We start from the raw sequence: 25350 nt of genomic DNA on the forward strand, positions 1-25350 counted from the left end.
CGCCGCTCAGTCGGCCATCGGCTCTACGCTGACGCTCACGCCCAGTGTCGCCACGCCGCCGCCGCGCAGCACGCCGCGCAGCGGCGCCACGTCGGCATAGTCGCGGCCCCAGGCCAGCGTGACGTGGTCCAGGCCCGCAGGCACGGCATTGGTCGGATCCAGGGCCAGCCAGCCCTGCTCGGGGCACCACAGTTCAACCCAGGCATGCGAGGCATCCGCGCCGACAAGTTTGGTCACGCCCTCGGGCGGGCGTGTCAGCAGATAGCCGCTCACATAGCGCGCCGCCAGGCCCAGTGAGCGGCAGGCGGCGATGAAGACGTGGGCGAAGTCCTGGCAGACGCCGCTGCGCAGGGCCAGCGCGTCGGCGGCGCGGGTCGCCACCGTCGTGCTCTGCGGCAGATAGCGCAGGTCGGTGTGGATCTGGTGCATCAGCGACAGGCCGCCGGCGGCCAGCGTGCGGCCGGGCGAAAAGGCGCGGCGCGCATAGGCGCGCAGCGTCTCGTCGGGTGCGGCGTAGTTGGAGGCGAGCGCGAACTCGTCGGCCTCCTGCAGCGCACGGCCAGCGCGGTAGCGCAGGCCGGCCGCAACGGCCTCCCAGGCCTGGCCGCGGCCGGGCTCGGGCACCGGGCGGTCGCTGAGCTCCACCTCGAAGCGGCTGTCGACGACGAGGCGTTCATGCACGCGCGCATGGCCAAAGCTCAGGTGCTGGTTGCCCCAGGGGTCGCGGCGCAGATGCCGGGCCAGCTCGCCCGTATCCAGCTCCAGCCCCTCGACGCCCCAGCCGTCCGGCAACGGGTCGATGTTGAGCCGCCAGTCGCTGACCTTTTGCCAGGGCGTGTGGCGCGGCGCCAGGCAGGCGGCGTGATAGGCCCATTCCACCGAGTCGTCGTAGGTGTACTCGGTGACGTGATGGACGGCGAGCCGGATGCCTGTCATTGCCAGACTCGCTGTTCTGCGCCGAGCACATGCGCGAAATAACGCTGGCTGATCAGGCTGGACAACTCGCCCGCCTGGGCCGCCGCGCGCGTCAGATGCTCGACAAGGGCCGGCCCTGACGCCGCCAGTTCGGCCAGCGGCCAGGCCTCGGGCACGGGCAGCTCGGCAGCGATGTCGGCGGCCCAGCCGGGATCGTGGCGGGCCAGCTTGGCGAAGCGGTCGCGCAGCGTGCGCGCCACCCAGGCCAGCGACCGCGGGTTGTCGGTGTCGTGCACCAGCAGGTGCAGCAATGGCGGTGCCTCGCGGCGCGCCTGGAACTGGGCACGGTAGGTGATGGTCGAGTCGAACACGCCCAGCAGCAGGCCGAAGCCGTCCTCGGTCAGCGCCAAGCCATGCTCGAAGGTCTCGGCCAGCACCTCGGCATGGAAGGACAGGCGCTCGATCTGGCGGCCGATGGACAGCAGCCGCCAGCCGTCATCGCGCGTCATGCGGTCGGTCTGGGCGCCGGTGATGGCGGCCAGGTGGGTGTCGGCGCGCGCCAGCACATTGAGCACATCGGTCACCGGCGTGCCCGGACCGGGGCGGTCCAGCACAGCGCGCAGATGCTGCTCGAACTGGGCGGCTGTTTCGTGGATGAGGCGCCAGGCCTCGGGCGACAGGCGCTCGCGCAGCGCCTGGGCGCAGGACTGCAGCGCACGCAGGTTCCAGCCGACGCTGGTCTCGCCGGACGCCGGCAGCAGGGCCGTCAGGATCGCACGCTCGAAACCACGCGGGTCGTCCTCGGCCGCGGGCGCCTTGGCGCCGACAAGGCCATGGCGGCGCGCCAGCGCGTCCAGCAGCGGCAGCATGGGCGGCGGCATCGCGCCGCGCTGCACCATGACGCTGGCCTCGATGACATGACGCGCCAGCCGGGCGCTGTTCTCGGCACGCTCGGTGTAGCGGCCCAGCCAGAACAGGTTCTCGGCGGCGCGGCTGGTCACCGTCCAGTGCACGTCGCGCAGGTCGGCGGCCTGCAGCGGCTGGGCCAGCAGCGTCGTCGGGTCGACCTCGCCGTCGGTCATGACCCAGGTGTCGGCGCTCAAGCTGCCGCGCTGGATGGACAGCCAGGCATCGGCCAGCGGGTCGCGCTTGGGCGCCACGCGCGCCAGGCCGCCGGGCAGCACCTTCCAGCCGCCCTGGCCGTCGGTCATGGCGAAGACGCGCAGCACGGCCACGCGCGGCTCCAGCGCGCCGCGCGTCCAGACCGGCTGCTTGGTGGGCTTGACGCGGGCCTGCAAGGTGTAGGCGGTGGGGTCGGCGTCGATACGCTCGGCCAGCTCCCAGAGCTGCTCGTCGGTCAGTTCCGCGGCGACGATGGGCGAGAAGCTGCGCGTCGTGCTGCTGGCCGAGAAGGTCGGCACGACGACAAACTCCGCCAGCCGCGGGCGCAACCTGCGCCAGGCGCTGTCCTCGCCGCACCACCAGCTCTGGATGGCTGGCAGCGTCAGGTCCTCGCCCAGCAGGCTCTCGGCCACGCCGGGCCAGAAGGCGGACAGGCCCGGGCTCTCCAGCCAGCCGGCGCCCGGCGCATTGGCGATGACGACCTCGCCGGCACGCGCTGCCTGCAGCAACCCCGGCACGCCAAGGATGGAGTCGGGGCGCAGCTCCAGCGGGTCCAGCCAGGTGTCATCAACGCGGCGCAGCAGCACATGCACGCGCTCCAGGCCGGCCAGGGTCTTGAGATAGACCTTGTCCGCGCGCACCGTCAGGTCGGCGCCTTCGACGAGGGTGATGCCGAGATAACGCGCCAGGAAGGCCTGCTCGAAATAGGTCTCGTTGCGCGGCCCCGGTGTCAGCAGCGCGACGCGGCTGCGCTCGCCGGCGGGTGACAGCTGGGTCAGGGTCTGGATGAAGTCGCGGTAGCTCGCCGCCAGGCGCTGCACGGCCATCTGCCGGAAGGCTTCGGGGAACTGCTGGGCAACGATGAGGCGGTTCTCGAGCACATAGCCCAGGCCCGACGCCGCCTGCGTGCGCTGGCCGACCACCCACCAATGGCCGTCGGCGCAACGCGTCAGGTCGAAGGCCAGCACATGCAGGTGAACGCCAGCGGCCGGCTTGGCTCCATGCATACCGCGCAGGTATTGCGGGTGGGCCAGCACCAGTGACGCGGGCAGCAGGCCTTCGCTCAACAGCTTGCGCTCCCCGTAGGTGTCGGCCATGACGGCGTTGAGCAGGCGCGAGCGCTGGGCGATGCCGGCCTCGATATGGCGCCATTCGTCCGGCTCGATGAGCATGGGCAGCAGTTCCAGCGGCCAGTGGCGGGCCAGCGGCGCACCCTCTCTCTCGTCCTGGCCGGGCAGCGGTGGGGCATCGCTGTGCACGTTGTAGCTGGCACCGTCCTCCAGCACGCGGCGCTGCACGCGCAGGGCCTTGGCGCTGAGCTCCTGCCAACCCGCCGCACCGCCGGCCGCGAAGAAACGACGCCAGCGCTCGGTGAGGCCGCCCTGGGGCTCGCCGGGCTGGTTGACCTGGCCGGTCAGCTCATAGAAGTGGCCGTCACGGCTGCGCAACGCGGCCGAAGCGGCAAGCGCCAGCGGGTCGGGCGCCAGCACCTCCTCGGGCTCGTCGGGAAGCAGGCTCCACTGGCTGGGGGTGAGCTCAGACATGGGCGAGGAGGATCGATGCGGTCATGCGGCGCGAAGAAGGCGGAAAGGGCATTGTCGAGCAATGTCCGCGCGGCGCCGGCCCGGGGCTGCGGGGGGTGCGCCGGCTGGCGCCGGTCACTGCTCAGGGCGCCGGTAAGCCCGGCTCGCTGGCAACCTGGCCACGCGGCGACAGAAAGGCGCGCAACACGCGTTCGGCCGCTTCCGGGTCATCGCGCCAGGCGCCATGGCCCACGTTGGCAAAGCGCTCGAACTGCACCCATTGCGCCGGTAGCGCGGCAACGATCTCTTCGGCGTCCTGCGGCGGCGTGACCGGGTCCTGCTCGCCGGCCATGACCAGCACCGGGCACTGCACATTCGCGAGGCCCGGGCGAAGGTCCATGTCGCGCAGCTCGGTGCGGGTGTGGGCGAACAGGATCTCCGGCTTGAACATCATCCAGCCGCCGGCGTTCGGGTTCTTGAGCTGCGTGTTGTAGAGGCGGCGGCAGACCTTTTCATACACGGCCCAGCTGGCCGGGCCGGGGTTCTCCCAGAACTCGCGCGTGGCGGCCGCGGCGTCCGGCCCGCCGAGCGCACCGAAGCGCTCGATCTTGCGCTCCAGCCCGAAGTGATGCGAGGTGCTGGACAGCACGACCTTGCCCGGGTGCTCCGGGTGGCGGGCCAGATAGCGCTGTGCGACAAAGCCGCCGAAGCTCTGGCCCAGCACGATGGGCTTGACGACGCCCAGTGCGTCGCACAGCCGCACGATGTCGTCGGCGAAGACGTCCAGCACCCACTCATCCGCCGGCCGCGGGTCGCTGCGGCCATGGCCGCGCTGGTCGAAGTAGACGACCTGGCAGAGATCGGTGAAGCGGCTGAAGAAGGGCCGGAAGGCGGTATGGTCGAAACCCGGGCCGCCATGGATGAGGATCAGCGTCGGCTTCTCGCGCAGTTCGGGGCCGACGGGCTCATGGCCCAGGCCCTCAATGTCGACGAAGAGGCGGACGCCGGGTTCGATTTCGATGCGCATGTTTCGGGTCTTAGCGCGATTCGCGCTGGTGGCGAATCGAGATTACAACGGCCACATCAGCGCGCGGCACGTATCGGTAGCGGACGACGTAACCTCGTGCAGCCCGGCCGACGACCAGTTCACGCGTGCCGGTGCCGGCACGGCGTCCGATTTCTGGCGCGTAAGTCAACACACGCAGCGCATCGAGCAACTCGTCTTTGCGCTCGACGGCGTTGTCAGCATCGTGCGCCATCAGAAAGTCCGTGATGCGATCCAGATCGTCAATTGCACCGCGCCCAAGCTCGACACTCGTCATTCGAGAATCTTGCGAGGCTTCGGCAGTACCGCCGGCTTACCGGCAACCTTGGCATCGAAGTACGCCTTGGCTTCGTCAAGACTGACGGCTTCGCCAGTCTTCAGGAACTCAGTCCAGCGCTCCTCGCAGATCCTGTCCATCTCCGCATCGAATTCCGCCTGCTCGACCGACTCGGCAATGGCATCGCGGATGAAGGCATGCGCCGTCTTGCCGGCCCGCGCGGCGGCTTCGCTCACGCGTTCCTTCAAGTCGTCTTCCAGGCGAATGGTCGTCGTCGACATGGGGGGCTCCAATGTTGTAGCGCAATTGTGCTACATCAGCCCACCTTGCGCAGATCCAACGTGAACGGGAACTCCAGGCTGCGCTTCGGCTCACCCACCTCGACCTGGCCCGGCGTGTGGCCCATGGCCACGAAGCGCGACAGGCGGCGGCTCTCGGCCTCGTAGGCGTTGACCGGCAGCGTCTCGTAGCTGCGCCCGCCCGGGTGCGCGACCGAGTAGCGGCAGCCGCCCAAGGACCGGTTCTGCCAGGTGTCGACAAGGTCCAGCGTCAGCGGCGCGTGGATGGGGATGGTGGGGTGCAGGGCCGACTCCGGCAGCCAGGCGCGGTAGCGCACGCCGCAGACGAACTCGCCGACGCGGCCCGTGGGCTGCAGCGGCACGGGCACGCCGTTGACCGTCACACGGTGGCGCGGGTCGACGAGGCCGGTGACGAGCAGCTCCATCCGTTCCAGCGACGCGTCCACATAGCGCACATTGCCGCCGGCCGAGCCTTCCTCGCCCATCACGTGCCAGGGTTCCAGCGCGCCGCGCAGCGTCACATGCACGCCGCGGGCCACGAACTCGCCGTACTTCGGGAAGCGGAACTCGAAGTGCGGCGCGAACCAATTGGCGTCGAAGGCATAGCCGGCCTCGCGCATGTCCTGCATGACGTCGGCAAAGTCCTCGCGCACGAAATGCGGCAACAGCCAGCGGTCGTGCAGCTCCGTGCCCCAGCGCACCAGCGGTGCGCGGTAGGGTTTGTTCCAGAAGCGGGTGACGAGCGCGCGCAGCAGCAGTTGCTGCACGATGCTCATGCGCGCATGCGGCGGCATCTCGAAAGCGCGCAGCTCCAGCAGGCCCAGGCGGCCGGTGGCGGAGTCGGGCGAGTAGAGCTTGTCGATACAGAACTCGCTGCGGTGGGTGTTGCCGGTCACGTCGACCAGTACATTGCGCAGCGTGCGGTCGATAAGCCAAGGAGCGACGTTGTCCCCGAGCTTGTGGATCTCGCCCAGCGCAATCTCCAGCTCGCGCAACTGGTCGTTGCGCGCCTCGTCCACGCGCGGCGATTGGCTGGTGGGGCCGATGAAGAGGCCGCTGAACAAATAGCTGAGCGACGGGTGGTTGTGCCAGTAGGCCAGCAGCGACGCGAGCAGCGCGGGGCGGCGCAGGAAGGGCGAATCCGCCGGCGTGGCGCCGCCGAGCACGAAGTGGTTGCCGCCGCCGGTGCCGGTGTGGCGGCCGTCGATCATGAACTTCTCGCTCGACAGGCGCGTGAGGCGCGCGGCTTCGTACAGGAACTCGGTGTGGTCGACCAACTCGCGCCAGTTGTGGGCCGGGTGGATGTTGACCTCGATGACGCCGGGGTCTGGCGTGACCTGCAGCAGCTTCAGGCGCGGGTCGCGCGGCGGCGGGTAACCCTCCAGCACGATCTTGTAGCCCGTGTCCTCGCAAGCCGCCTCCACCGCCGTCAACAGCTCCAGGTAATGCTCGAGCTTTTCGAGCGGCGGCATGAAGACGTAGAGCACGCCGCTGGCCTTGCCCTTGCGTTCGGCCGCGGGGCCGTTGGCGCGCCGCGGGTCGCGGGCTTCGACGCACAGCGCCGTGCGCGTGACGTCACGGGCGCTCTCGAAGCGGCCTGGTGCGGCCTGGGTCGAGGCGTCGCCTGCCCCTGCCCCACCAATGCCGGCGCCACCCGCAGCAGCACCGGCCTTGCCCCCCAGCCGCAGGCCCGGCACCGGCCCGGCCGACGTCACGCCCAGCGTCTGCACCCGCAGTGCCGCCGCGGCCGGCAGCATGCCGCGCGGTGCGAAAGGATCCTGCTCGATCAGATAGGGATAGTCGCCCTTGCTGACCCAGGGGAGCGAGTCCAGCGGCAGCCGCCAGCCCATCGGCGAGTCGCCGGGATGCAGGTAGAGGCGATCGTCGCGGAAGAACCAGGGCCCCGTCTGCCAGCGCGTGCCGGCCAGGGCCGGCGAGTCGCCGCTGTGGGCGATCGGCAGCACATAGCCGACGACCTCGGCCAGGCCTTGCTCGAAGATGCGGCGCAGGCGCGCCCGCTCCATCTCGTCGTCCAGCCGCGAGTCGAAGGGGTCGACGTTGACCGGCAGGCGGCGCTCGCGCCACAGGTAGTAGAAGGTGTCCTCGTAAGCGGGCTCGACATGGCTGTCTGGTAGGGCCAGGCGGCGCGTCAATGCGCTCATGAAGGCCTGGGCATGCGTGCTCGTGTAAGCGTGGCCCTCGCGTTCGTCAGCGAACCACTCCGGGTTGCGCCAGCAGGGTTGGCCGTCGGCACGCCAGTAGATGGACAGCGCCCAGCGCGGCAGCTGCTCGCCCGGGTACCACTTGCCCTGGCCGAAATGGAGGAAGCCGCCCTGGCCATATTCGTCGCGCAGCCTGTGCGTGAGCTGCTGGGCGTGGATGCGCTTGGTGGGGCCGAGCGCCTCGGTGTTCCATTCGGGGGCGTCGCGGTCGTCGATGGACACGAAGGTGGGCTCGCCACCCATCGTCAGCCGCACGTCGCCGGCGGCCAGTTCGCGATCCACCTGCTCGCCGAGCTTCAGCACTTCGGCCCATTGCTCTTCGGTGTAGGGCTTGGTCACGCGCGGCGATTCGTAGATGCGCGTGACGCTCATCTCGTGCTCGAACTCGACCTCGGCCTTGTCGACGGCGCCGCTGATGGGCGCTGCGCTGCCAGGCGTGGGCGTGGCCGCCAGCGGGATGTGGCCTTCACCGGCGAGCAGGCCGGAGGTCGGGTCCAGGCCGATCCAGCCCGCGCCGGGCAGATAGACCTCGCACCAGGCGTGCAGGTCGGTGAAGTCGACCTCGGTGCCGCTGGGGCCGTCCAGCGCCTTCTCGTCGGGCGTCAGCTGGATCAGGTAGCCCGACACGAAGCGCGCCGCCAGGCCGAGGTGGCGCATCAACTGCACCAGCAGCCAGCCGGAATCGCGGCAGGAGCCGGAGGCTTTCTCCAATGTCTCCTCGGGCGTCTGCACGCCGGGCTCCATGCGGATCAGGTAGGAGACGCTGCCCTGCACCTTCTGGTTGAGCTCGACGAGGAAGTCATTCGTCGAACGCCGGTCGAGCGGGATCTCCTTCAGGTAGGCGGCCAGCAAGGGCGTCAGCGGCTCGACCTGCAGATAGGGCGCGAGCTCGATCTGCTGGACCTCGTCGTACTTGAAGGGGAAGGTCTGGGCGTGCTCTTCGAGGAAGAAGTCGAAGGGGTTGTAGACCGACATCTCGGCCACCAGGTCCACCGTGACGGTGAACTCGGTCGTCTTCTCGGGGAAGACCAACCGCGCCAGGTAGTTGGCGAACGGGTCCTGCTGCCAGTTGATGAAATGGTCGGCAGGTTCGATGCGCAGCGAGTAGCTCAGCACCGGCGTGCGGCAATGCGGCGCCGGCCGCAGCCGCACGACCTGCGGGCCGAGGCTGACGGGGCGGTCGTATTTGTAGCGGGTGACGTGCTTGAGGGCGACGTGGATGCTCATGTCAGTTGTCCGTTCTGCATTCGCGGCTATCGCGACGCATAGAGTTATCGGGCCGAGCGCCGGGCCGCTCCCAAGCCGGCCCGCGATGGCGATGTGCTCGCGGCTCAATGCCGCGAGCATCGCCGTCCCCTAAGGGGACCGACCGGACCCGCCCGCGTTCAGCGCGGCAGGACAGGGCGAGGGGCACTGTCATCCTGTCGAAGGAACGAGGAAGTCGCGGCTGATGCCGGCACCGAGATCGGCCACCTCGGCGAGGAAGTCGTCCAGGAAGGGATGCAAGCCCTTGGCCAGGATCTCGTCAATGCGCCCGAAGGCCAGTTCCGCCTCCAGCCGCCCGACGCGGCGCAGCGTCTCGCCCGACTGTGGATTGGCCACGCGCTTGAGGTTGGCCAGCATGCGCGTCACGCAATGCGACAGCGAGCGCGGCATGTCGGGGCGCAGGATCAGCAGCTCGGCCACCTTGTCGGGCTGGATGACGTTGCTGTAGACCTTGCGGTAGATCTCGAAGCCCGACACCGAGCGCAGCACGGCCGACCAGTAGTAGAAATCGCGCGCCGTGTCGCGCTCGGAGACGATCTCCCCGTCGTGGCGATAGAACTTGACGTCCAGCAGCCGCGCCGTGTTGTCGGCCCGCTCCAGGAAGGAGCCGATGCGGATGAAGTGAAAGGCCTCGTCCTGCAGCATGGTGCCGACCGTGACGCCACGCGACAGGTGCGAGCGGTACTTGACCCACTCGAACAGCTGCGACGGATCTCGCGTCAGCAGGCCTTCGCGCAGCAGGCGACGGAACTCCAGCCAGGTCTGGTTCATCGTCTCCCAGACCTCGGTCGTCAGCGCACCGCGCACGGCCCGCGCGTTCTCGCGCGCCGCGCGCAGGCAGTTGAAGATGGACGAGAGATTGTTCTCGTCGGCCACCATGAACTCCATGACGCTGCGGCTGTTGATGCGCGGGTACTTGGTGTTGTAGAGGCTGTTCAGCTCGGAGATCGACACCAGGCTGCTCCACGACTGCTCGGATTCCGTCGCCGATTGCGGCTGGAGGGAGGTTTGGTACGCGATGTCCAGCATCCGAGCGGTGTTTTCGGCCCGCTCGATGTAGCGGCTCAGCCAAAACAGGTGGTCAGCGGTCCTAGACAGCATGCTTCGACTCCCTTTCGTTGGCCGAAAACACCGCGCGCGCTGATGCGCGCTGCCGTGTTGTGGCTTCGCCCCGAGCGCTGCGCGCTCGACCCGCCCGCTCGATGTAGCGGCTCAGCCAAAACAGGTGGTCAGCGGTCCTAGACAGCATGCTTCGACTCCCTTTCGTTGGCCGAAAACACCGCGCGCGCTGATGCGCGCTGCCGTGTTGTGGCTTCGCCCCGAGCGCTGCGCGCTCGACCCGCCCGCTCGATGTAGCGGCTCAGCCAAAACAGGTGGTCAGCAGTCCTAGACAGCATGCTTCGACTCCCTTTCGTTGGCCGAAAACACCGCGCGCGCTGATGCGCGCTGCCGTGTTGTGGCTTCGCCCCGAGCGCTGCGCGCTCGACCCGCCCGCTCGATATAGCGGCTCAGCCAAAACAGGTGGTCAGCGGTTCTTGAAAGCATCGATCAGTCCTCCCTCAGTCCTCAAGAACCCAGGTGTCCTTGGTTCCACCACCCTGGCTGCTGTTCACCACCAAGGACCCCTCTTTCAACGCCACCCGAGTCAACCCGCCGGGCACCATGCGCACGCTCGACCCCGACAGCACGAAGGGTCGCAGATCAATGTGACGCGGCGCGATGCCCGACTCGACGAAGGTCGGGCAGGTCGACAGCGACAGCGTCGGCTGGGCGATGTAGTTGCCCGGGTTGGCAATGAGCTGCGCCCGGAAGGCCTCCACCTCGGCCTTGGTAGCCGCGGGGCCGACGAGCATGCCGTAGCCCCCTGCGCCGTGCACCTCCTTGACCACCAGCTCGGACAGGTGCGCCAGCGTGTAGGCCAGGTCTTCCTTGTCGCGGCAGACATAGGTCGGCACGTTCTGCAGGATGGGTTTCTCGCCGAGGTAGAACTCGATCATCTTCGGCACGTAGGGGTAGATGGACTTGTCGTCCGCGATGCCGGTGCCGATGGCGTTGGACAGCGTCACCTTGCCCGCCTTGTAGGCGTCCACGAGGCCGGCGCAGCCCAGCTGCGAATCGGCGCGGAACACCTTGGGATCGAGGAAGTCGTCGTCCAGGCGGCGGTAGATCACGTCGACGCGCTTGGGGCCGCGCGTGGTGCGCATGTACACGAAGCCGCCGTCGACGAACAAGTCCTGACCCTCGACCAGCTCCACGCCCATCTGCTGGGCCAGGAAGGCGTGCTCGAAGTAGGCCGAGTTGTACATGCCCGGCGTCAGCACGACGACGGTCGGGTCCGACACGCCCGAGGGCGCCACGCTGCGCAGCGTGTCCAGCAGCAGGTCGGGGTAATGCGCCACCGGCGCGATGCGGTGATTGACGAACAGCTCAGGGAAGAGCCGCATCATCATCTTGCGGTTCTCGAGCATGTAGCTCACGCCGCTGGGCACGCGCAGGTTGTCTTCCAGCACGTAGTAGTGGCCGCTACCGTCGGCGTGGCCGGCGCGCACGATGTCGACGCCGGCAATGTGGCTGTAGACGCCGCCGGGCACGTCCACGCCCATCATTTCCTTGCGGAACTGGGCGTTGTTCAGGATCTCGTCGGCGGGCACGATGCCGGCCTTGAGGATTTCCTGGTCGTGATAGACGTCGTGGATGAAGCGATTCAGCGCCGTCACGCGCTGGGCCAGGCCGGCCTGCATGGACGTCCACTCGCTGGCCGGGATGACCCGCGGGATCAGGTCGAAGGGGATCAGGCGCTCGGTGCCTTCGCCCGAGTCCTTGTCGCCGTAGACGGCGAAAGTGATACCCACGCGTCGGAAGATCAGCTCGGCCTGCTCGCGCCGCTCGCGCATCAGCGACTCGGGCTGCTCGGCCAGCCAGCGGGCATAGCTCTCGTAGTGAGCACGCACGCCACCGGCCTGCTGGGCCTGGCCGGTGGCGCCTTGCCACTGCAGCGCAGCGGCATTCATCTCGTCAAAGGCGGTCTGCATCGTTGCTCCTGTTCCCTGCCTCGCGACGCAAGTTCCGCGCCCGCGCTAGAAAGAAGCTTCTGGTGCGTGCACGCACGACTTGCGTGCATACCGCCCGGTACATGGGCGGCATGCACGGTTGTACACCGGGTCGAGGCCTCAGAAACGCAGTTGCAACCCTGTACTCGCCGACCGGCCCGCCTGGGGCGCCAGGTCGCGGATGGTCGGCACGGCGGTGGCGTTGTAGGCCAGCTTGTTGCCCAGGTTGTCGAGCTTCAGGTACCAGAGGGCGTCGGTCTGCCCCCAGCGCAGCTGGCGGGCGACGGACAGGCGCAGCGTGCCGTAGCCGGGCGTGGGCGTGTCGAACTCGGCGACGCGGGTCTGGCGGGCGGCGCCGCGCCATTCCAGCTTGCCGGACCAGTCGCCCTGCCGGGCCTCCAGGCCCAGCATGGCGCGCAGCGGTGCCAGGCGCGGCAGGGGCTCGCCGGTGGCACGGTTGTCGCCGCGCACGGCGTCCAGTTGGCTCAGCAACGCGATGGTGGGATGCAGCTGCCAGCGGCCTTCCAGCTCGACGCCACGCAGCCGCGCCGGCACGGCCTGGAAGTTGTAGACCGGCACCGCCTCGCCGTCGTTGTCCACCGTCGCACCGGTGGCTTGCAGCGCGATGTAGTTGGTAAAGCGCGTCTCGTAGACATTGACGTGGACGTGGCTCTGCGCCGATTCCCACTTCAAGCCGACGTCCAGGCCCTTGGACCGCTCCAGGCCCAGGTTGGCATCGCCCCGCTCATACGCCGCGCTGGCCAGATGCAGGCCGTTGGCGAACAGCTCGTAGTAGGCCGGTGCGCGCTCGGTGCGGTTCAGGTTGGCGCTCAGGCTCCAGGCGTCGCTCAAGGGATAGACGCCGCTGAGCGCGACGCTGACGGGTTTGAAGCGCCTGTCCGCCGGGGTGCCGAAGCGCTCGCCACCGTCCGAGTCCACCGTCACGCGCTCACTGCGCGCGCCCGCCGACCAGTCCACGCCGCCCAGCCTGGCCTGCTCCAGCACGAAGACGCCGGTATTGCGGGTGCGCGTGCTGGGCACGAAGGCCTCCTCGCCCAGGGCCGAGAAGTCCAGCGACTCGGTCTGCAGGCCGACCAAGCCCTTGACCGGGCCCCATGGGGTCTGGATCGCGGCGTGCTCCACCTCCAGGCGCCCATCGGTACCGGTGCTCTTGAAGGTCGTGCCGACCTCGCCCGTGCCCTCCACCTCCTGGTGCTCGTAGCGGTTGCGGCTGAGTTGCCAGCTGACGCGGTGGATGGGGCCGTCGGCCGTCGCCCACTCGCCCGCCGTCGCCAGGCGCTGGCGCTGCATGCGGATGGTCACGTCCTCCTCGGCCGTGGTGCCGTAGTTGGTGTGGAAGTCGTCCACGGACACGCCGGCATAGCCGCCCTGGAAGAACACCGAGCCGCCCACCGCGCCGCCATGGCTGCGCGCCGCGGAGTTGCGCACGCTGGTGCGGGTTTCGCCATCACTGTCAAAGCGCGGGGCGACCTGGTCGCCGGCGTCACGCCCGGCCAGGTCGACATGCCAGCCAAAGCCGGCGTGCTGCTGGCCGCTGCCGCCGTCCAGCACCACGGCGCCGCTCTTGTCGCGCGAGGCGCCGCCGAGGCGAACTTCCGCCGCGCCGCTCAGGCCGTCGATCAGCGTGCGCGGGATGCGGTTGTCCAACGTGTTGACGACACCGCCCACCGCGTTGCCGCCGTACAGCAGGGCCGCCGCGCCGCGCAGCACCTCGACCTTGTCGATGACCAGCGGGTCAATGGCCACGCCGTGGTCGAAGCTGAGGTTGGACGCGTCCACCGACGCGCCGGAGTTGCTCAAGATGCGCACGCGGTCGCCATCCAGGCCGCGGATGCTGGGCCGGCTGGCGTTGGGGCCGAAGTTGGTGGCCGCCACGCCGGGCAGGCCTTGAAGGGTGTCGCCGAGGTTGGCGGCGCGGGTCAGCACGAGCTGGTCACCGCTGAGGGAATCGCTGGGTTGGGCCAGCACCTGGCTCTTCAGCGGGTTGCCGGTGACGACGACCTTGTCGAGGGATTCGGCGGGCTCAGCTTGAGCAGAAAGGGAAACAAGACAGGCGGCCGCAAGGGGCGCCAGGGCAAAGGAACGCATGAAGGTACTTCCGCAAGAAAACGCAAACACCCGCGCCAACTTTGGGCGCGGGAAGGCTTGGACTTCAGGCGGAAGCGGGCGGCGCGCGGGCCGGGGGCAGGCCGAGGCTGACCGCGCGCGGTACACCGCCGCGGGCCACTAGCGGCGCGGCATGCGTGGCCGAGCCGACAGCCAGAACCACCGGTTCGGCCACTGGCGCGCCGGCGCCGAGGTCGGCGGCGGTCAGGCAGAGGTCGCAGTGAACCAGGTGGGCGATGCCGTCGTCCTGGCGGTCGCTGCCGACGTGCGACAGCGCATGCACCCCGGCCATCGCTTGCGCGAGGGGGAGTAGCAGCGCCAGCCACAACAGCCAGTTTCTTGACCAACGACGAACGTTCACGGAGGGGCCTGTTACCAGGGCAAAGATCGGTGCGAGAGGGTCTGCGCGGGTGCAGGGCTAGACGCGCGGCGCCGCCAGGGCTCATGCCCAGGCCAGGCGCGCAACAACGCCATGCGCCCGCGCAGACCCTCTCCCGAAGGGTTGTCACTCAAAAGCCTGCGCGCGGCGTTGCGAAGCCTCGCTGGGGACGACCCCAGCTTCGTTTCGCGCCTTGCTCGCAGGCTTTTGAGTGGCAACGCACCCGACCTTTGCCCTGGTAACAGGCCCCGATCCTAAACTCAGGCCTCTACAGAGCCTGAAGTCACCCTCTCATGAAGCTCATCGACACCATCCTGGCCGACGCGCCGGCCATCACGGCCATCCGCCGTGACCTGCACAAGCACCCCGAACTCTGCTTCCACGAGCAGCGCACAGCCGACGTCATCGCCCAGGCGCTGACCGACTGGGGCATCCCCGTGCACCGGGGCCTGGGCAAGACCGGCGTCGTCGGCATCGTCAAGAACGGCTCGTCCGACCGCGCCGTCGGCCTGCGCGCCGACATCGACGCGCTGCCGATGACCGAGCGCAACGAGTTCCCGCACGCCAGCTCCTACCTGGGCCGCATGCACGCCTGTGGCCATGACGGCCACACCGCCATGTTGCTGGCCGCCGCCAAGCACCTGGCGACGAACCGCAACTTCGACGGCACCGTCTACCTCGTCTTCCAGCCTGCCGAGGAAGGTGGCGGCGGCGCGCGCGAGATGATCAAGGACGGCCTGTTCGACAAGTTCCCGATGGAGGCCATGTTCGGCGCCCACAACTGGCCCGGCATGCAGGCCGGCCAGTTCGCGCTGAAGAGTGGCCCGGTGTTCGCCAGCAGCAACGAGTTCAAGATCACCTTGCGCGGCAAGGGCTCGCACGCCGCCATGCCCCACCTCGGCCTGGACCCGGTGCCGGCCGCCTGCCAGCTCGTCACGGCCTTCCAGACCATCGTGTCGCGCAACAAGCGTCCCATCGACCCCGGCGTCATCTCCGTGACCATGATCCACGCCGGTGAGGCGACCAACGTGGTGCCCGACTCAGTGGTCATGGAGGGCACGGTGCGCACTTTCACGCTGGAGCTGCTGGACCTGTTCGAGCGCCGCATGAAGGAGATGACCGAGCAGCTCGCCGGCGCCTTCGAGCTGACTGCCGAGTTCGAATTCCGACGCAACTACCCGCCGACGATCAACCACCCCGAAGAAACCGAATTCGCTCGCCGCGTGCTGACCGACATGGTCGGTGCCGACAACGTGCAGGAGTTCGAGCCCACCATGGGCGCCGAGGACTTCAGCTACTACCTGCTCGACAAGCCCGGCTGCTACTTCCTGATCGGCAACGGCGACGGCAGCCACCGCGTCGGTGGCCATGGCATGGGGCCCTGCATGCTGCACAACCCGAGCTATGACTTCAACGATGAGCTGATTCCGCTGGGCGGCTCGATGTGGGTCAGGATGGCTGAAGCCTGGTTGAATACACCGCGATGAATCACGAGCAAATCATCCAGGACACCCGCGACTGGGTCGTCAAGGCCGTCATCGGCCTGAACCTCTGCCCGTTCGCCAAGGCCGTCCACGTCAACGAGCGCATCCGCTACGTCGTCAGCGACGCCACCGAGCCCGAGGCGCTGCTGAAGGACCTGGCCCGCGAACTGCTGGCGCTCAACCGTGCCGATCCGGAAGAGGTCGACACGACGCTGGTCATCCATCCCCATGTGCTGACCGATTTCCTCGACTTCAACGACTTCCTGGACGCGGCCGACGCGCTGGTGGAAGAACTGAAGCTCGACGGCATCCTGCAGATCGCCGACTTCCACCCCGCATACCAGTTCGAAGGCAATGAGCCCGACGACATCGCCAACTACAGCAACCGCTCGCCCTACCCGACGCTGCACATCCTGCGCGAAGACAGCATCGAGCGCGCCGTCGAGTCCATGCCCGACACGGCGTCCATCTACGAGAACAACCTAGAAACGCTGGACAAGCTGGGCGTGGAGGGCTGGCGCAAGCTCGGCCTCAAGGGCTGAGGCTCATTCCTTCACCCAGGAGAACGCGCCGCCGCCCTTCTTGGGCGAATTGGCGCGTGTGCGCAACACGGCATCGAAGCCGCTCTTGCCGCCATTCCAGATGGCTGTCAGCAAGCTGACAACATCGTCGCGGCTGTAGGCATCCAGGTCGGCACGGAACTGCTTGATCGCCGCCGCCAGCATGTCGCGCGGCAGCTCCTGGTGGGTTGCCAGCACGAGGAACATGGCGGCGAACAGGTCGGGCCGGCTGCCACACAGCACCTGGATGCGTCGCAGCGCCTCGGGCGGCGCCGCGCGCTGGCCCGGATGCAGCCAAGTCAACTCGTCTGGGCCTTCGGCTTGCACGTCATCGGCCATCGCGGTCTCCTCGTGCCGCTCGTTGGCGGCTTGATTTATCACAGCGTCCGCCTAGTGTCAGTCATTTATGACCCAAAACGTGCAGCAAACCACGTTCAAGAGGCTTTCCGAGGCATGCTGACGCCCCAGTCATGCGGCAAACTCCGCGGCTGCTCTCGTGTCCCCCGCCACCATGCAACCCAAGACCCTCGCCCTCATCGATGACGACGCTGAGTACTCCGAGTTCCTGACCCAGCATCTGCAGGAGCAGCAGGGCATCGCGGTCAGCCGTTTCGACGACAGCAATGCGCTGCTGGCCTCACCCGATGCCTTTGGCTTTGATTTCTATCTCGTCGACCTGATGCTGCCCGGCGTCAACGGCGTGGAGCTGATCAAGATCCTGCGCCGGCGCACCGATGCCGGCGTCGTCGTCGTGTCGGGGCGCCTCGGGCCGGAAGTCTTCCGCGAGGTCATCACGGCTGGCGCCGACATGTATCTCGTCAAGCCGGTGCAGTTCGAGCAGGTGTCGCTGGCGATTGCCGCCGTGCAGCGCCGCGTTGCCAAGCCCTCGGCGGCCGACGCGGTCTGGAAGCTGGACCGCGCCAGTGGCGAGCTCGTCGTGCCCGACGGCACGCGCATCCAGTTGAGCGAGGCCGACCGCCAGTTGCTGGAATGCTTTGCCCAGGCCGGCGGCGAACCGGTCACGCGCGAGACTCTGCTGAACAAGCTCGGCCGCGAGGTGCCCGAGGGCGAGACCGACGACGGCCTGTCGGCCACCATCTACCGCCTGCGCCGCCGCATCGAGCGCGCCACGCCCACCCTGGTGCCGCTGCAGAGCAAGTCGCGGGTCGGCTATGTCTTCCGCGCGCCGCTGCAGCTGATCTAGACCTGTTTTCTGAAAACGCCTGGGGCCAGCGCATCCAGGCCCGGCGTCGTGACCAGGCCCTGCTCGGCCGTTCCAACGAAGAACAAGCCCCCGGGATGCAGCCGCGCCAGCACTTGCGCCAGGACGGTCTGGCGCGTCGCCGCATCGAAATAGACCAGCACCTGGCGCAGCCAGATCGCATCAAAGCCCTGAGCGCCGTGCAGCGGTGCGCGCAGGTCGTGGCGCTCGAAGCGCACGCGCTCGCGCAGGCCGGCCTGCATCTGCACCAGGCCGGTACTTGCCGGGTCGCCGCCCAGGCCGTAACGGCGCAGCCGCTCCGGCGTGACCCCGCGCAGTTGCGCCTGCGGGTAGAGGCCCTCGGCGGCGCTGCGCAGACGGCGCTCGTTGGTGTCGGTGCCCAGCACCAGCCAATCAGCGCCGACGCGCCCGGCCTGCTGCAGGTCGGCCAGCAGCATGGCCAGGCTGTAGGCCTCGTCGCCGAAGGAAGTGCTCGCGCTCCACAGCCGCGGGCGCTGCGGACGGACACGGCTCAGTTCGGACTCCAGCAGGTCGAAATGCATCAACTCACGGAAGAAATGGTTTTCGGGGGTGGTCAGCAGGTCGACAGCCATCTGGAATTCGCCGCCATCGTCCGCCGTGGCGATCAGCGTGACATAGGCCTCATAGCTGTCCAGGCCGAGGCGCTGCAGCCGCGGCGCCAGACGGGACGCCACCACGGTCCTCTTGACCGTCGCAAAGCCCAATCCCAGGTTCTCCTGCATCAGCCCACCAAGCCGCACATACGTGTCTTCGCGCAATTCCGGCAAGCCCATCGTTCAGGCGTCCTCTCGGGCCGTCGTGGCGATGAGATCGGCCAGGCCGAGAGCGCGGCAGGCGTCGGCGGGCACGTTGCTGGCCCACGTCAGCTGCAGGCTCTCGGCACCGGCGGCATCGAACTGCTCGACGGCCGTGTAGAGGCCGATCTCCATCGGCAGGCTGCCCCGGCAGCTGACGCGCTGGCCCGCCTGAGGGGTGGAAAGGACGACGGCCAACATGGCTCCAAGCCTAGGAGCTGCCGACAGCCGCCGCTGCGGGGAATTCTTGACCGGGTCTGTCGGGCCGCCTCAAGACCCCGCTGCGGCGTGATCCAGGCCACGGCCTCGGCCGCCTTCAGCGGTCCAGCACGCCGCTCATGCCGACGGCAACCCGTTTTCGGGTCGATGGCGCTGCACATCACGCATCAGGCGCGCGACGACGAGGCGCATGACGTGGAAACCGAGCTTGGGGTTCTGGTAGTAGAGCAAGGCCATCTCCTCGGCTGTGAGGCTGTAGACGACGCAATCGCCCGGAGCCTCCAGCGTCAGCGTGCGGCGGTTGTCGGGCGCGAACAGGCCGATCTCGCCGACCAGGCTGCCCGGCGGCAGCAGTTCGTCGTATTCGGCCAGCCGCAGCGTACCGGTGTCGAGGTAGAGCATCTCGGTGGCGGCATCGCCCTGGCGCCACAAGGTGGTGCCGGCTTTCACGGTCCGGCGGTGCATGTGCGGCAGCAGCCACTCGGACACTGGCGTGCCGTCGCGCGCGTTCTCGATGGCCTTGACGAGCTTCCTGATCTGCAACGTCTTCTTGATGTTGATCGGGATCAGTGCGCCATAAAGCAGCAGCGTTGGCAGCGCCGACTTCAGCGCGCCATAGGCGACGAGGAAGCAGCAGGCCGTCAGTGCCGCGATGCGCAACGGCAGCATGCTTTTCATCAGATAGCTGGCCAGCATCAGCGTGGCGCCGATGAAGCCGAGGATGGTGGCGAGGGTGTCGGTCATGGTTGGAGCAGCGCCTGAACTTGGGGTTGGGCCAGCACGGTCAGCGCATGCGCGTGGCCCTGCTCGACGATGGCGTCGAAACGCTGCCAGGCCAGCAGGCCGACACGCTCCAGCGGCGGGTTGAAATAGACGTCGCAGGCGGCCTGCGCGGCACGGCGGCGCGAGCTGCTGTAGAGGATGGTCACGTTGAGCAGATAGGCCGACAGCGCGGGCAGCCGGTAGCGCCGCCGCGAGCGCGCGCGCCAGCGGTCGCGCAGCAGCGCCCAGGGGCCGGGCACCTCGTCGAAGTCGAGCTTGCGGGCCTTGTGCAGGCTGAGGTCCGCGCCGATGACCAGGCCCACGCCGCGGCGCGCGCGCATCACGTCGACGGGGAAGTTGTTGAAGCTACCGCCGTCGCACAGCAGGTCACCATCGACGACGACGGGTGGCAGCGCGCCGGGGATGGCCGTGCTGGCGCGTAGCGCACGCTCCAGCGGGCCGTGGGTCAACAGGGCCTCGCTGGCCTGGGAATAGTTGGTGGCCACGCAGAAGAAAGGCTTCCACAGGTCCTCGATGCCGGCGCCCGGGCCGGCCAGCCGGCCGAGCGCTCGGTCCAGGATGCCGCGCAGGCGCCGGCCGCGGATCAGCGAGATCAGCGGCAGCAGGTTGAAGTCACCGGTCGGGTTGACCTTGAAGGCCTCGCGCGCAACGGCCGTGGTGTGCGCCAGCGGCTGGTCGGTCGCGGCCAGCGCCGCCATGACCGCGCCCATGCTGGTGCCGCCCACGCAGTCCACCACCACGCCCTGCTCTTGCAGCGCGCGCAGCAGGCCGAGGTGCGAGAAGCCGCGCGCGCCACCGCCGGCCAGCACCAGGCCGACCGCGCGGCGCGCCTGCAGCCGTGCCAGGCGGGCCAGGTCGCCTGCCAGCGCGGGGCGCACGTGGAAATGATCGGCCACCGGCCGGCGCGCCAGCCAGGCCGCCGTGCCGCGCGGTGCCGGCGTGTCGGCCGCGTGCAGCAGCACGAGGATCTCGTCGGCCTCCGTTCGTGGCGGGCGCTGCACCAGGCATTGCGTCTCGCTGAGGTGCACGGCCGGCGCGGCGCCGGCATCGGCCAGCAGCAGCACCTCGTCGGCATGGCGGCAGCAGCGCTGCGTCCAGGGCGTGGGCGCGTCGTCGGCCAGCAGCAACACGAAGTCGTGGGCGGCCTCGACCTCGTCCAGCCACAGCGACACCTGGCGATAGCGCTCGCCTTCGTCGGCCGCCGCGCCGACGGCGGCATCCACCGCGGCCGCGTCGATGACGCAGACGCGGCCGAAACGGCCAAGCCCCGCCGCCAGGCCGAGTGCCAGCCCGGCCGCGTCCACGCCGGCGGTGATGGGCAGCAGCGCCTGCACGACCGGCGCAGCGAAGGGCGCGGGCGCATGTTCGGTCTGCAGCCGATGCACGATCTGGCGCGTCAGCGCGATGCCGACGCGTGGCTGCTGCTCGATCAGGCGCAGGAAGGGATCCTTGTCCAGCCGCACGAGCACGGAGTCGCGGATGGCGACGACGGTGGCCGAACGCGGCGCCGCCGTGTACAGGCTCATCTCGCCGATGACCTGCCCGCGGCCCAGCTCCCGCACGACACGCGGCGTCTCGCCATCACTCGACACATAGGCCCGCAAGCGCCCGCTGACCGACAGATACATCGAGTCGCCCGGCTCGCCCTGCTGCATCAACGTCTGGCCGCCAGCCACCTCGACCCAGGTCAGCTGCTCGCGCAGCAGGGCCAGCGTGGCCGCGTCGAGCTCGCCGAAGGCCTGGGCCAGCAGCTCGCCAAGCAGGCGGTCGTGATAGCCCTCGGTCATTGCAAGGTCAGGGCGAACACGTCGACCGAGCTCGTCTTGCCCTTGAACTGCACCGGCCCGATGGGCTCGCTCGGCAGCGCGCCGGCGAGCTGGGCCTGGGTCGCGGCGTCGAACAGCACGGCGTGGCCGGCCACCTTGGTGTGAGCTTCCATGCGCGCCGCGACGTTGACCGCGTCGCCGATGCAGGTGTAGGTGGCGCGCTGGCGCGTACCGGTGTAGCCGGCCACGACATCGCCGCTGGCGATGCCCACGCCGATGCGGATCTCGGGCCGGCCGGCGGCGCGCTGCTCCTCGCTGAACTGGGCCACCATCTCGATCATCTCGGCCGCCGCCAGCACGGCGCATTGGCCGGCCGCGGGCAGCGGCTGCGGCGCGCCGAAGATGGCCATCAGACCGTCGCCGATCATCTGGTTGACGACGCCGCCATGACCGTTGATGGCCGCGAACATCAGCGTGTAGTAGGTGTTCAGCAGCTCGATGATGTCCTCGGGCGGCTGCGATTCGGCAAGCGTCGTGAAGCCACGGATGTCGCAGAACAGCACCGTCGCCTGCACCCGGCGCCCGCCCAGTGCGAAGCCCTCCGCCTCCAGGTCCTGGGCCACCTCGCGGGTCGCGAAGCGCCGCACCAGCTCGCGCTGCTGGTCACGCAGGCGCTTGCGCTCCAGGCTGGCGTTGATGCGCGCCTTCAGCAGCACGAGGTTGACGGGCTTGTGCAGATAGTCCTCGGCGCCCAGCTCGACGCAGCGCACGATGCTGTCCATGCCCTCGACGGCCGAGGTCACGATGACCGGCAGCTCGCGCAGCTCGGGGTGGGCGCGCAGCTTCTCCATCAGCTCGATGCCGTCCATGCCCGGCATGTGGATGTCCACCAGCAGCAGGTCGAAGGCCTCCTGCTGCACGCGCTGCAGCGCCGCCAGGCCGTCCTCGACCGCCACGACCTCGTGGCCCAGCAACTCGACGTGGCGCGCCAGCAGCAGGCGGTTGACCCGGTTGTCCTCCACCAGCAGGATGCGCGCACGCTTGGCACGGCGGTCACGCATGGCGGCGCTCCTTCAGCTCGGCGGCCACGGGGTCGAACAACGCGGCCAGCGCATCGACCCGGCCGGCGGCAGCAGCGCCCAGCTCGGCCAGCGTCGTGTGCTCCAGCGCGCGCGCCGCCTCGGCGAAAGCCGTGGCTCCAAACGTCACGCCGTTGCTCTTGAGCGAATGCGCATGCCGTCTGAAGGCCACCGCGTCGCCGGCAGTGATGGCCGACCGCATCGCCGCCAGGCCTTGCGGCACGTCCTCCAGGAAGGAGTCGATCAGCTCGGGCATGAAGTCGGCCCCGGCGCTGTCCACCAGTGCCGCGAACACGTCGTCGTCGATCACCGCCATGACCCCCTCCTTTGCGCCCCATCCATGCAGCCGTGCACCTTCAACTGCACCCGGACCGGGCACCGCATCATGACCGCACCGGCACGGCTTGCAAGGCCTGTACCAGCGCCTCCACCCGAATCGGCTTGGTCACGTAGTCGTCCATGCCCGCCGCCAGGCAGGCTTCGCGGTCCCCCTGCATGGCGTTGGCCGTCATCGCGACGATGCTTGGGCACTGCGGCAACGCACGCAGGCGCCGCGCGGCCTCCAGCCCGTCCATCTCGGGCATCTGCACGTCCATCAGCACCAGGTCATAGGTCTGGCGCGCCACCGCTTCGAGCACCTCGATGCCGTTGCTGGCCACATCCGCCCGGTAGCCCATCTGACCGAGCAGGCGCAGCGCCAGCTTCTGGTTCACGACGTTGTCCTCAGCCAGCAGGATGCGCAGCGGGTGGCGCTCGGCCTGGCCCAGGTCCAGCCGCGGCGCGGCCGGGGCATCGCCTGCCGCCGCCGCCTTGCCGGCCAGCAAGGCCATCAGCATGTCGTGCAGTTGGCTCTGGCGCAGGGGCTTGTGCAGATAGGCGACAAAGGCGTCTGCGGCATCGCCAATCTCCTTGCGGCCCAGCGAGCTGAACAGCACCCGTGGCAGCGCGGGCGCCAGCGGCTGCATGCGGCGAGCCAGCTCGACGCCATCCATGCCCGGCATGTGCATGTCCAGGATGGCCAGGTCAAAGCGCTCGCCGGCCTGCAGCCATTGCAGGGCCTGCTCGGGCGACTCGGTGTCCAGCGGCACCAGGCCCCATTTGGCCAGTTGCAGGGCCAGCACGCGCCGGTTGGTGGCGTTGTCGTCGACCACCAGCAGGCGGTGGCCCTTGAGGGCAACCTGCGGGCCGAAGAACTCGCGCCGCGCCATCGTCTGCGGCTCCGCCAGCGGGGCCACGATCGTGAAGTGGAAGCTGGAGCCATGGCCTGGCCCGGCGCTCTCGGCCCACATGCGCCCGCCCATCAGCTCGGCCAGCAGGCGCGAGATGGCCAGGCCCAGGCCGGTGCCGCCGTATTTGCGGCTGGTGCTGGCATCGGCCTGGCTGAACTTCTGAAACAGCTTGGCCAGGGCGGCCTCGCTCATGCCGATGCCGGTGTCGCGCACGGTGAAGCCCACCTCGTACTGCTCGCCACGAGGCTGCGCGGTGATCGTCAGCACGACCTCACCCGCCTCGGTGAACTTGACCGCGTTGGACAGCAGGTTCAGCAGGATCTGGCGCAACCGCGTCAGGTCGCCGTTCACCGAGGTCGGCACATCGCCCTCGAACAGATAGGCCAGGTCCAGCCGCTTCTCGGCGGCGCGCGGCGCCACCAGGTCCAGGGCCGACTCGACGCAGTCGCGCAAGTCGAAGGGCTGGGCCTCGATGTCCATGCGCCCGGCCTCGATCTTCGAGAAGTCGAGGATGTCGTTGATGATGGTCAGCAGCGCGTCGCCGCTGTCGCGGATGGTGGCGGCGAAGTCGCGCTGCTCGTCATTAAGTGGCGTGTCCAGCAGCAGGCCGCTCATGCCGATGACGGCATTCATCGGCGTGCGGATCTCGTGGCTCATCGTCGCCAGGAAGGCGCTCTTGGCTTCGTTGGCGGCTTCTGCAGCTGCCTTGGCTGCCTGGACCTCGTGGAAGAGCCGCACGTTCTCGATGGCGATCAAGGCCTGGTCGCGGTAGGACTCGGCCAGCGCAATCTCCTTGGCGGTGAAGCCGCCCGGGCGCTTGCGGAACAACATCATTGCGCCCACAGCCTCGCCTTCGCGCAGCAGCGGCACGCACAGCGAAGTACGCGCGCCGGTGACGGCCCGAATCATCTGCTGGCGTGGCGGCAGTTCGATCGCGTCCCAGTCCGGGATGTGGACCGTGCGCTTCCAGGCGATGGCCTGGGAGGGGAAGTTGGCTTCCGGGTCGATGGTCACCGGCTCGGTCCATCGCCCGGTTTCCAGTCCGGCGGGCGTGGCCACGGCCCGGGACAGATACTGACTGCCTTCGACACGCACGAAAGCGGCCCAGTCCAGGCTCAGCAGGCGTACAGCCGTCAGCACGATGGCATTGAAGACCGGCTGCGTATCGGTGGGCGAGGAACTGATGACGCGCAGGATGTCGGCGCTGGCCGTCTGGCGTTGCAGCGCACCCTGCGTCTCGTTGAACAACTGCACGTTGTCCAGCGCCAGGCTGGTGCTGGCGGCAATGGTTTCCAGCAGGCGTACCTCCGAGTCGCCGAAGGCGTCCTCGCGCTCGAAATCGTTGAGTTCGATGGCGCCGCGCACGGTGCCGTTGCTGGCCAGCGGCACCAGGACGACGGCTCGCGGAATTTCCGTGCCCGCCGGCGGGGCGCTGCCGAGGCCGAGCAGAACCGCCTTGGCATCGCGGTTGACGAGCAGGGTCTGCCTGGTCGTCATCAAGTGGTGGGCGACGCCCTGCGACTGCAGCGGCATCGAATCCGGCCACAGGCGCTGGCCCCGTTCGACGAGGTAGGGGAAGTGCTGCAGGCCACGATCCAGGTCGAAGGCGCGGATGCCGACGTCGCGGCCACGAAAGATCTCGCGCAACTTGTCGCCGACCAGGTCATAGATGCCCTGCAGACTCAGCTGGCCCACGAGGGCCTGCTGCACGGCGTTGATGACGGCCAGTTCGGCCTCGCGCTGCGCCAGCGCGTGTCGGAGCTGTTCGACGTCGGTCGGGTCGGCGCTGCGGGCGGTCGTCATGTCAGCTATCCATTCCGCATTCGCGGCACTCGCGATGCATGAAAGAGCATGCGGGCCGAGCGCCGGGCCGCCCCAAGCCGGCCCGGTGGGCGATGTGCTTGCCGGTCGATCCGGCAAGCATCGCCGTCCCCCCGGGGAACCGACTGGGCTGGCCCGCGTCCAGCG

General features: G+C 68.9%; 24 protein-coding genes. 3 read left to right on the forward strand and 21 right to left on the reverse strand.

Annotated features, from left to right (window positions below):
- Positions 1–6 precede the first annotated feature (6 nt).
- The 13 genes from AC1DW0_RS17815 to AC1DW0_RS17875 all read right to left on the reverse strand — a co-directional run bounded on the left by AC1DW0_RS17815 (position 7) and on the right by AC1DW0_RS17875 (position 14207).
- Complete coding sequence (locus tag AC1DW0_RS17815; protein WP_056202763.1) at positions 7–936, reverse strand: transglutaminase family protein; 930 nt, start codon at positions 934–936, stop codon at positions 7–9.
- The gene (locus tag AC1DW0_RS17820) at positions 933–3581 is read right to left on the reverse strand and encodes a circularly permuted type 2 ATP-grasp protein (protein WP_056202760.1); all 2649 of its coding nucleotides are present in this window, start codon (positions 3579–3581) and stop codon (positions 933–935) included. The genes AC1DW0_RS17815 and AC1DW0_RS17820 overlap by 4 nt, the downstream gene beginning before the upstream one ends.
- A gap of 121 nt (positions 3582–3702) precedes the next feature.
- Complete coding sequence (locus tag AC1DW0_RS17825) at positions 3703–4587, reverse strand: alpha/beta fold hydrolase (protein ID WP_056202750.1); 885 nt, start codon at positions 4585–4587, stop codon at positions 3703–3705.
- 10 nt (positions 4588–4597) lie between these two features.
- The gene (locus tag AC1DW0_RS17830) at positions 4598–4882 is read right to left on the reverse strand and encodes a type II toxin-antitoxin system RelE/ParE family toxin (RefSeq protein WP_056202747.1); all 285 of its coding nucleotides are present in this window, start codon (positions 4880–4882) and stop codon (positions 4598–4600) included.
- Positions 4879–5163: a DUF6290 family protein gene (locus AC1DW0_RS17835; protein WP_056202746.1), complete on the reverse strand. Its 285-nt coding sequence runs from the start codon at positions 5161–5163 to the stop codon at positions 4879–4881. Before AC1DW0_RS17835 ends, AC1DW0_RS17830 begins: the two co-directional genes overlap by 4 nt.
- A 35-nt stretch (positions 5164–5198) precedes the next feature.
- The gene (locus AC1DW0_RS17840) at positions 5199–8630 is read right to left on the reverse strand and encodes a transglutaminase family protein (protein WP_056202743.1); all 3432 of its coding nucleotides are present in this window, start codon (positions 8628–8630) and stop codon (positions 5199–5201) included.
- 189 nt (positions 8631–8819) lie between these two features.
- Entirely contained in the window at positions 8820–9770 is a 951-nt protein-coding gene (locus AC1DW0_RS17845) for an alpha-E domain-containing protein (protein WP_056202742.1), read from the reverse strand.
- Positions 9760–9918 (reverse strand): alpha-E domain-containing protein, encoded by a 159-nt coding sequence (locus tag AC1DW0_RS17850; RefSeq protein ID WP_457350308.1) that lies wholly within the window; start codon positions 9916–9918, stop codon positions 9760–9762. Before AC1DW0_RS17850 ends, AC1DW0_RS17845 begins: the two co-directional genes overlap by 11 nt.
- The gene (locus tag AC1DW0_RS17855) at positions 9908–10066 is read right to left on the reverse strand and encodes an alpha-E domain-containing protein (RefSeq protein WP_457350308.1); all 159 of its coding nucleotides are present in this window, start codon (positions 10064–10066) and stop codon (positions 9908–9910) included. The genes AC1DW0_RS17850 and AC1DW0_RS17855 overlap by 11 nt, the downstream gene beginning before the upstream one ends.
- Positions 10056–10214 carry an alpha-E domain-containing protein gene (locus tag AC1DW0_RS17860; protein ID WP_457350308.1) on the reverse strand — a complete coding sequence of 53 codons (159 nt, stop codon included), beginning with the start codon at positions 10212–10214 and terminating at the stop codon, positions 10056–10058. The genes AC1DW0_RS17855 and AC1DW0_RS17860 overlap by 11 nt, the downstream gene beginning before the upstream one ends.
- A gap of 14 nt (positions 10215–10228) precedes the next feature.
- Positions 10229–11701 (reverse strand): circularly permuted type 2 ATP-grasp protein, encoded by a 1473-nt coding sequence (locus AC1DW0_RS17865; RefSeq protein ID WP_056202739.1) that lies wholly within the window; start codon positions 11699–11701, stop codon positions 10229–10231.
- A gap of 138 nt (positions 11702–11839) precedes the next feature.
- Positions 11840–13828, reverse strand: a complete 1989-nt coding sequence (locus AC1DW0_RS17870) for a TonB-dependent receptor (protein ID WP_056202737.1) — start codon at positions 13826–13828, stop codon at positions 11840–11842.
- Positions 13829–13892: 64 nt separating this feature from the next.
- Positions 13893–14207 carry a hypothetical protein gene (locus AC1DW0_RS17875; protein WP_157282007.1) on the reverse strand — a complete coding sequence of 105 codons (315 nt, stop codon included), beginning with the start codon at positions 14205–14207 and terminating at the stop codon, positions 13893–13895.
- A gap of 311 nt (positions 14208–14518) precedes the next feature.
- Here AC1DW0_RS17875 and AC1DW0_RS17880 point away from each other — a divergent pair, with 311 nt between their 5' ends.
- Entirely contained in the window at positions 14519–15712 is a 1194-nt protein-coding gene (locus AC1DW0_RS17880; protein ID WP_056202732.1) for a M20 aminoacylase family protein, read from the forward strand.
- Positions 15709–16251: a DUF1415 domain-containing protein gene (locus tag AC1DW0_RS17885; protein ID WP_056202728.1), complete on the forward strand. Its 543-nt coding sequence runs from the start codon at positions 15709–15711 to the stop codon at positions 16249–16251. Before AC1DW0_RS17880 ends, AC1DW0_RS17885 begins: the two co-directional genes overlap by 4 nt.
- A 3-nt stretch (positions 16252–16254) precedes the next feature.
- Here AC1DW0_RS17885 and AC1DW0_RS17890 read toward each other — a convergent pair whose 3' ends face one another.
- Positions 16255–16608: a hypothetical protein gene (locus tag AC1DW0_RS17890; protein WP_056202726.1), complete on the reverse strand. Its 354-nt coding sequence runs from the start codon at positions 16606–16608 to the stop codon at positions 16255–16257.
- 172 nt (positions 16609–16780) lie between these two features.
- Here AC1DW0_RS17890 and AC1DW0_RS17895 point away from each other — a divergent pair, with 172 nt between their 5' ends.
- The gene (locus AC1DW0_RS17895) at positions 16781–17473 is read left to right on the forward strand and encodes a response regulator transcription factor (protein WP_056202722.1); all 693 of its coding nucleotides are present in this window, start codon (positions 16781–16783) and stop codon (positions 17471–17473) included.
- Here AC1DW0_RS17895 and AC1DW0_RS17900 read toward each other — a convergent pair.
- The 7 genes from AC1DW0_RS17900 to AC1DW0_RS17930 all read right to left on the reverse strand — a co-directional run bounded on the left by AC1DW0_RS17900 (position 17470) and on the right by AC1DW0_RS17930 (position 25185).
- On the reverse strand, positions 17470–18285 hold the full coding sequence (locus AC1DW0_RS17900; protein ID WP_056202720.1) for a CheR family methyltransferase: 816 nt from the start codon (positions 18283–18285) through the stop codon (positions 17470–17472). The two genes, AC1DW0_RS17895 and AC1DW0_RS17900, sit on opposite strands and share 4 nt — an antisense overlap.
- Positions 18286–18288: 3 nt before the next feature.
- The gene (locus AC1DW0_RS17905; protein WP_056202716.1) at positions 18289–18507 is read right to left on the reverse strand and encodes a hypothetical protein; all 219 of its coding nucleotides are present in this window, start codon (positions 18505–18507) and stop codon (positions 18289–18291) included.
- 135 nt (positions 18508–18642) lie between these two features.
- Positions 18643–19269, reverse strand: a complete 627-nt coding sequence (locus AC1DW0_RS17910) for a Crp/Fnr family transcriptional regulator (protein WP_056202713.1) — start codon at positions 19267–19269, stop codon at positions 18643–18645.
- Positions 19266–21095 (reverse strand): patatin-like phospholipase family protein, encoded by a 1830-nt coding sequence (locus tag AC1DW0_RS17915; RefSeq protein ID WP_477947155.1) that lies wholly within the window; start codon positions 21093–21095, stop codon positions 19266–19268. Before AC1DW0_RS17915 ends, AC1DW0_RS17910 begins: the two co-directional genes overlap by 4 nt.
- The gene (locus tag AC1DW0_RS17920) at positions 21092–22135 is read right to left on the reverse strand and encodes an adenylate/guanylate cyclase domain-containing protein (RefSeq protein WP_477947157.1); all 1044 of its coding nucleotides are present in this window, start codon (positions 22133–22135) and stop codon (positions 21092–21094) included. Before AC1DW0_RS17920 ends, AC1DW0_RS17915 begins: the two co-directional genes overlap by 4 nt.
- Entirely contained in the window at positions 22128–22469 is a 342-nt protein-coding gene (locus AC1DW0_RS17925; protein WP_056202705.1) for an Hpt domain-containing protein, read from the reverse strand. Before AC1DW0_RS17925 ends, AC1DW0_RS17920 begins: the two co-directional genes overlap by 8 nt.
- A 67-nt stretch (positions 22470–22536) precedes the next feature.
- Complete coding sequence (locus tag AC1DW0_RS17930; RefSeq protein ID WP_477947159.1) at positions 22537–25185, reverse strand: response regulator; 2649 nt, start codon at positions 25183–25185, stop codon at positions 22537–22539.
- Positions 25186–25350 lie beyond the last annotated feature (165 nt).

This window comes from Roseateles sp. P4_D2 (assembly GCF_056401875.1).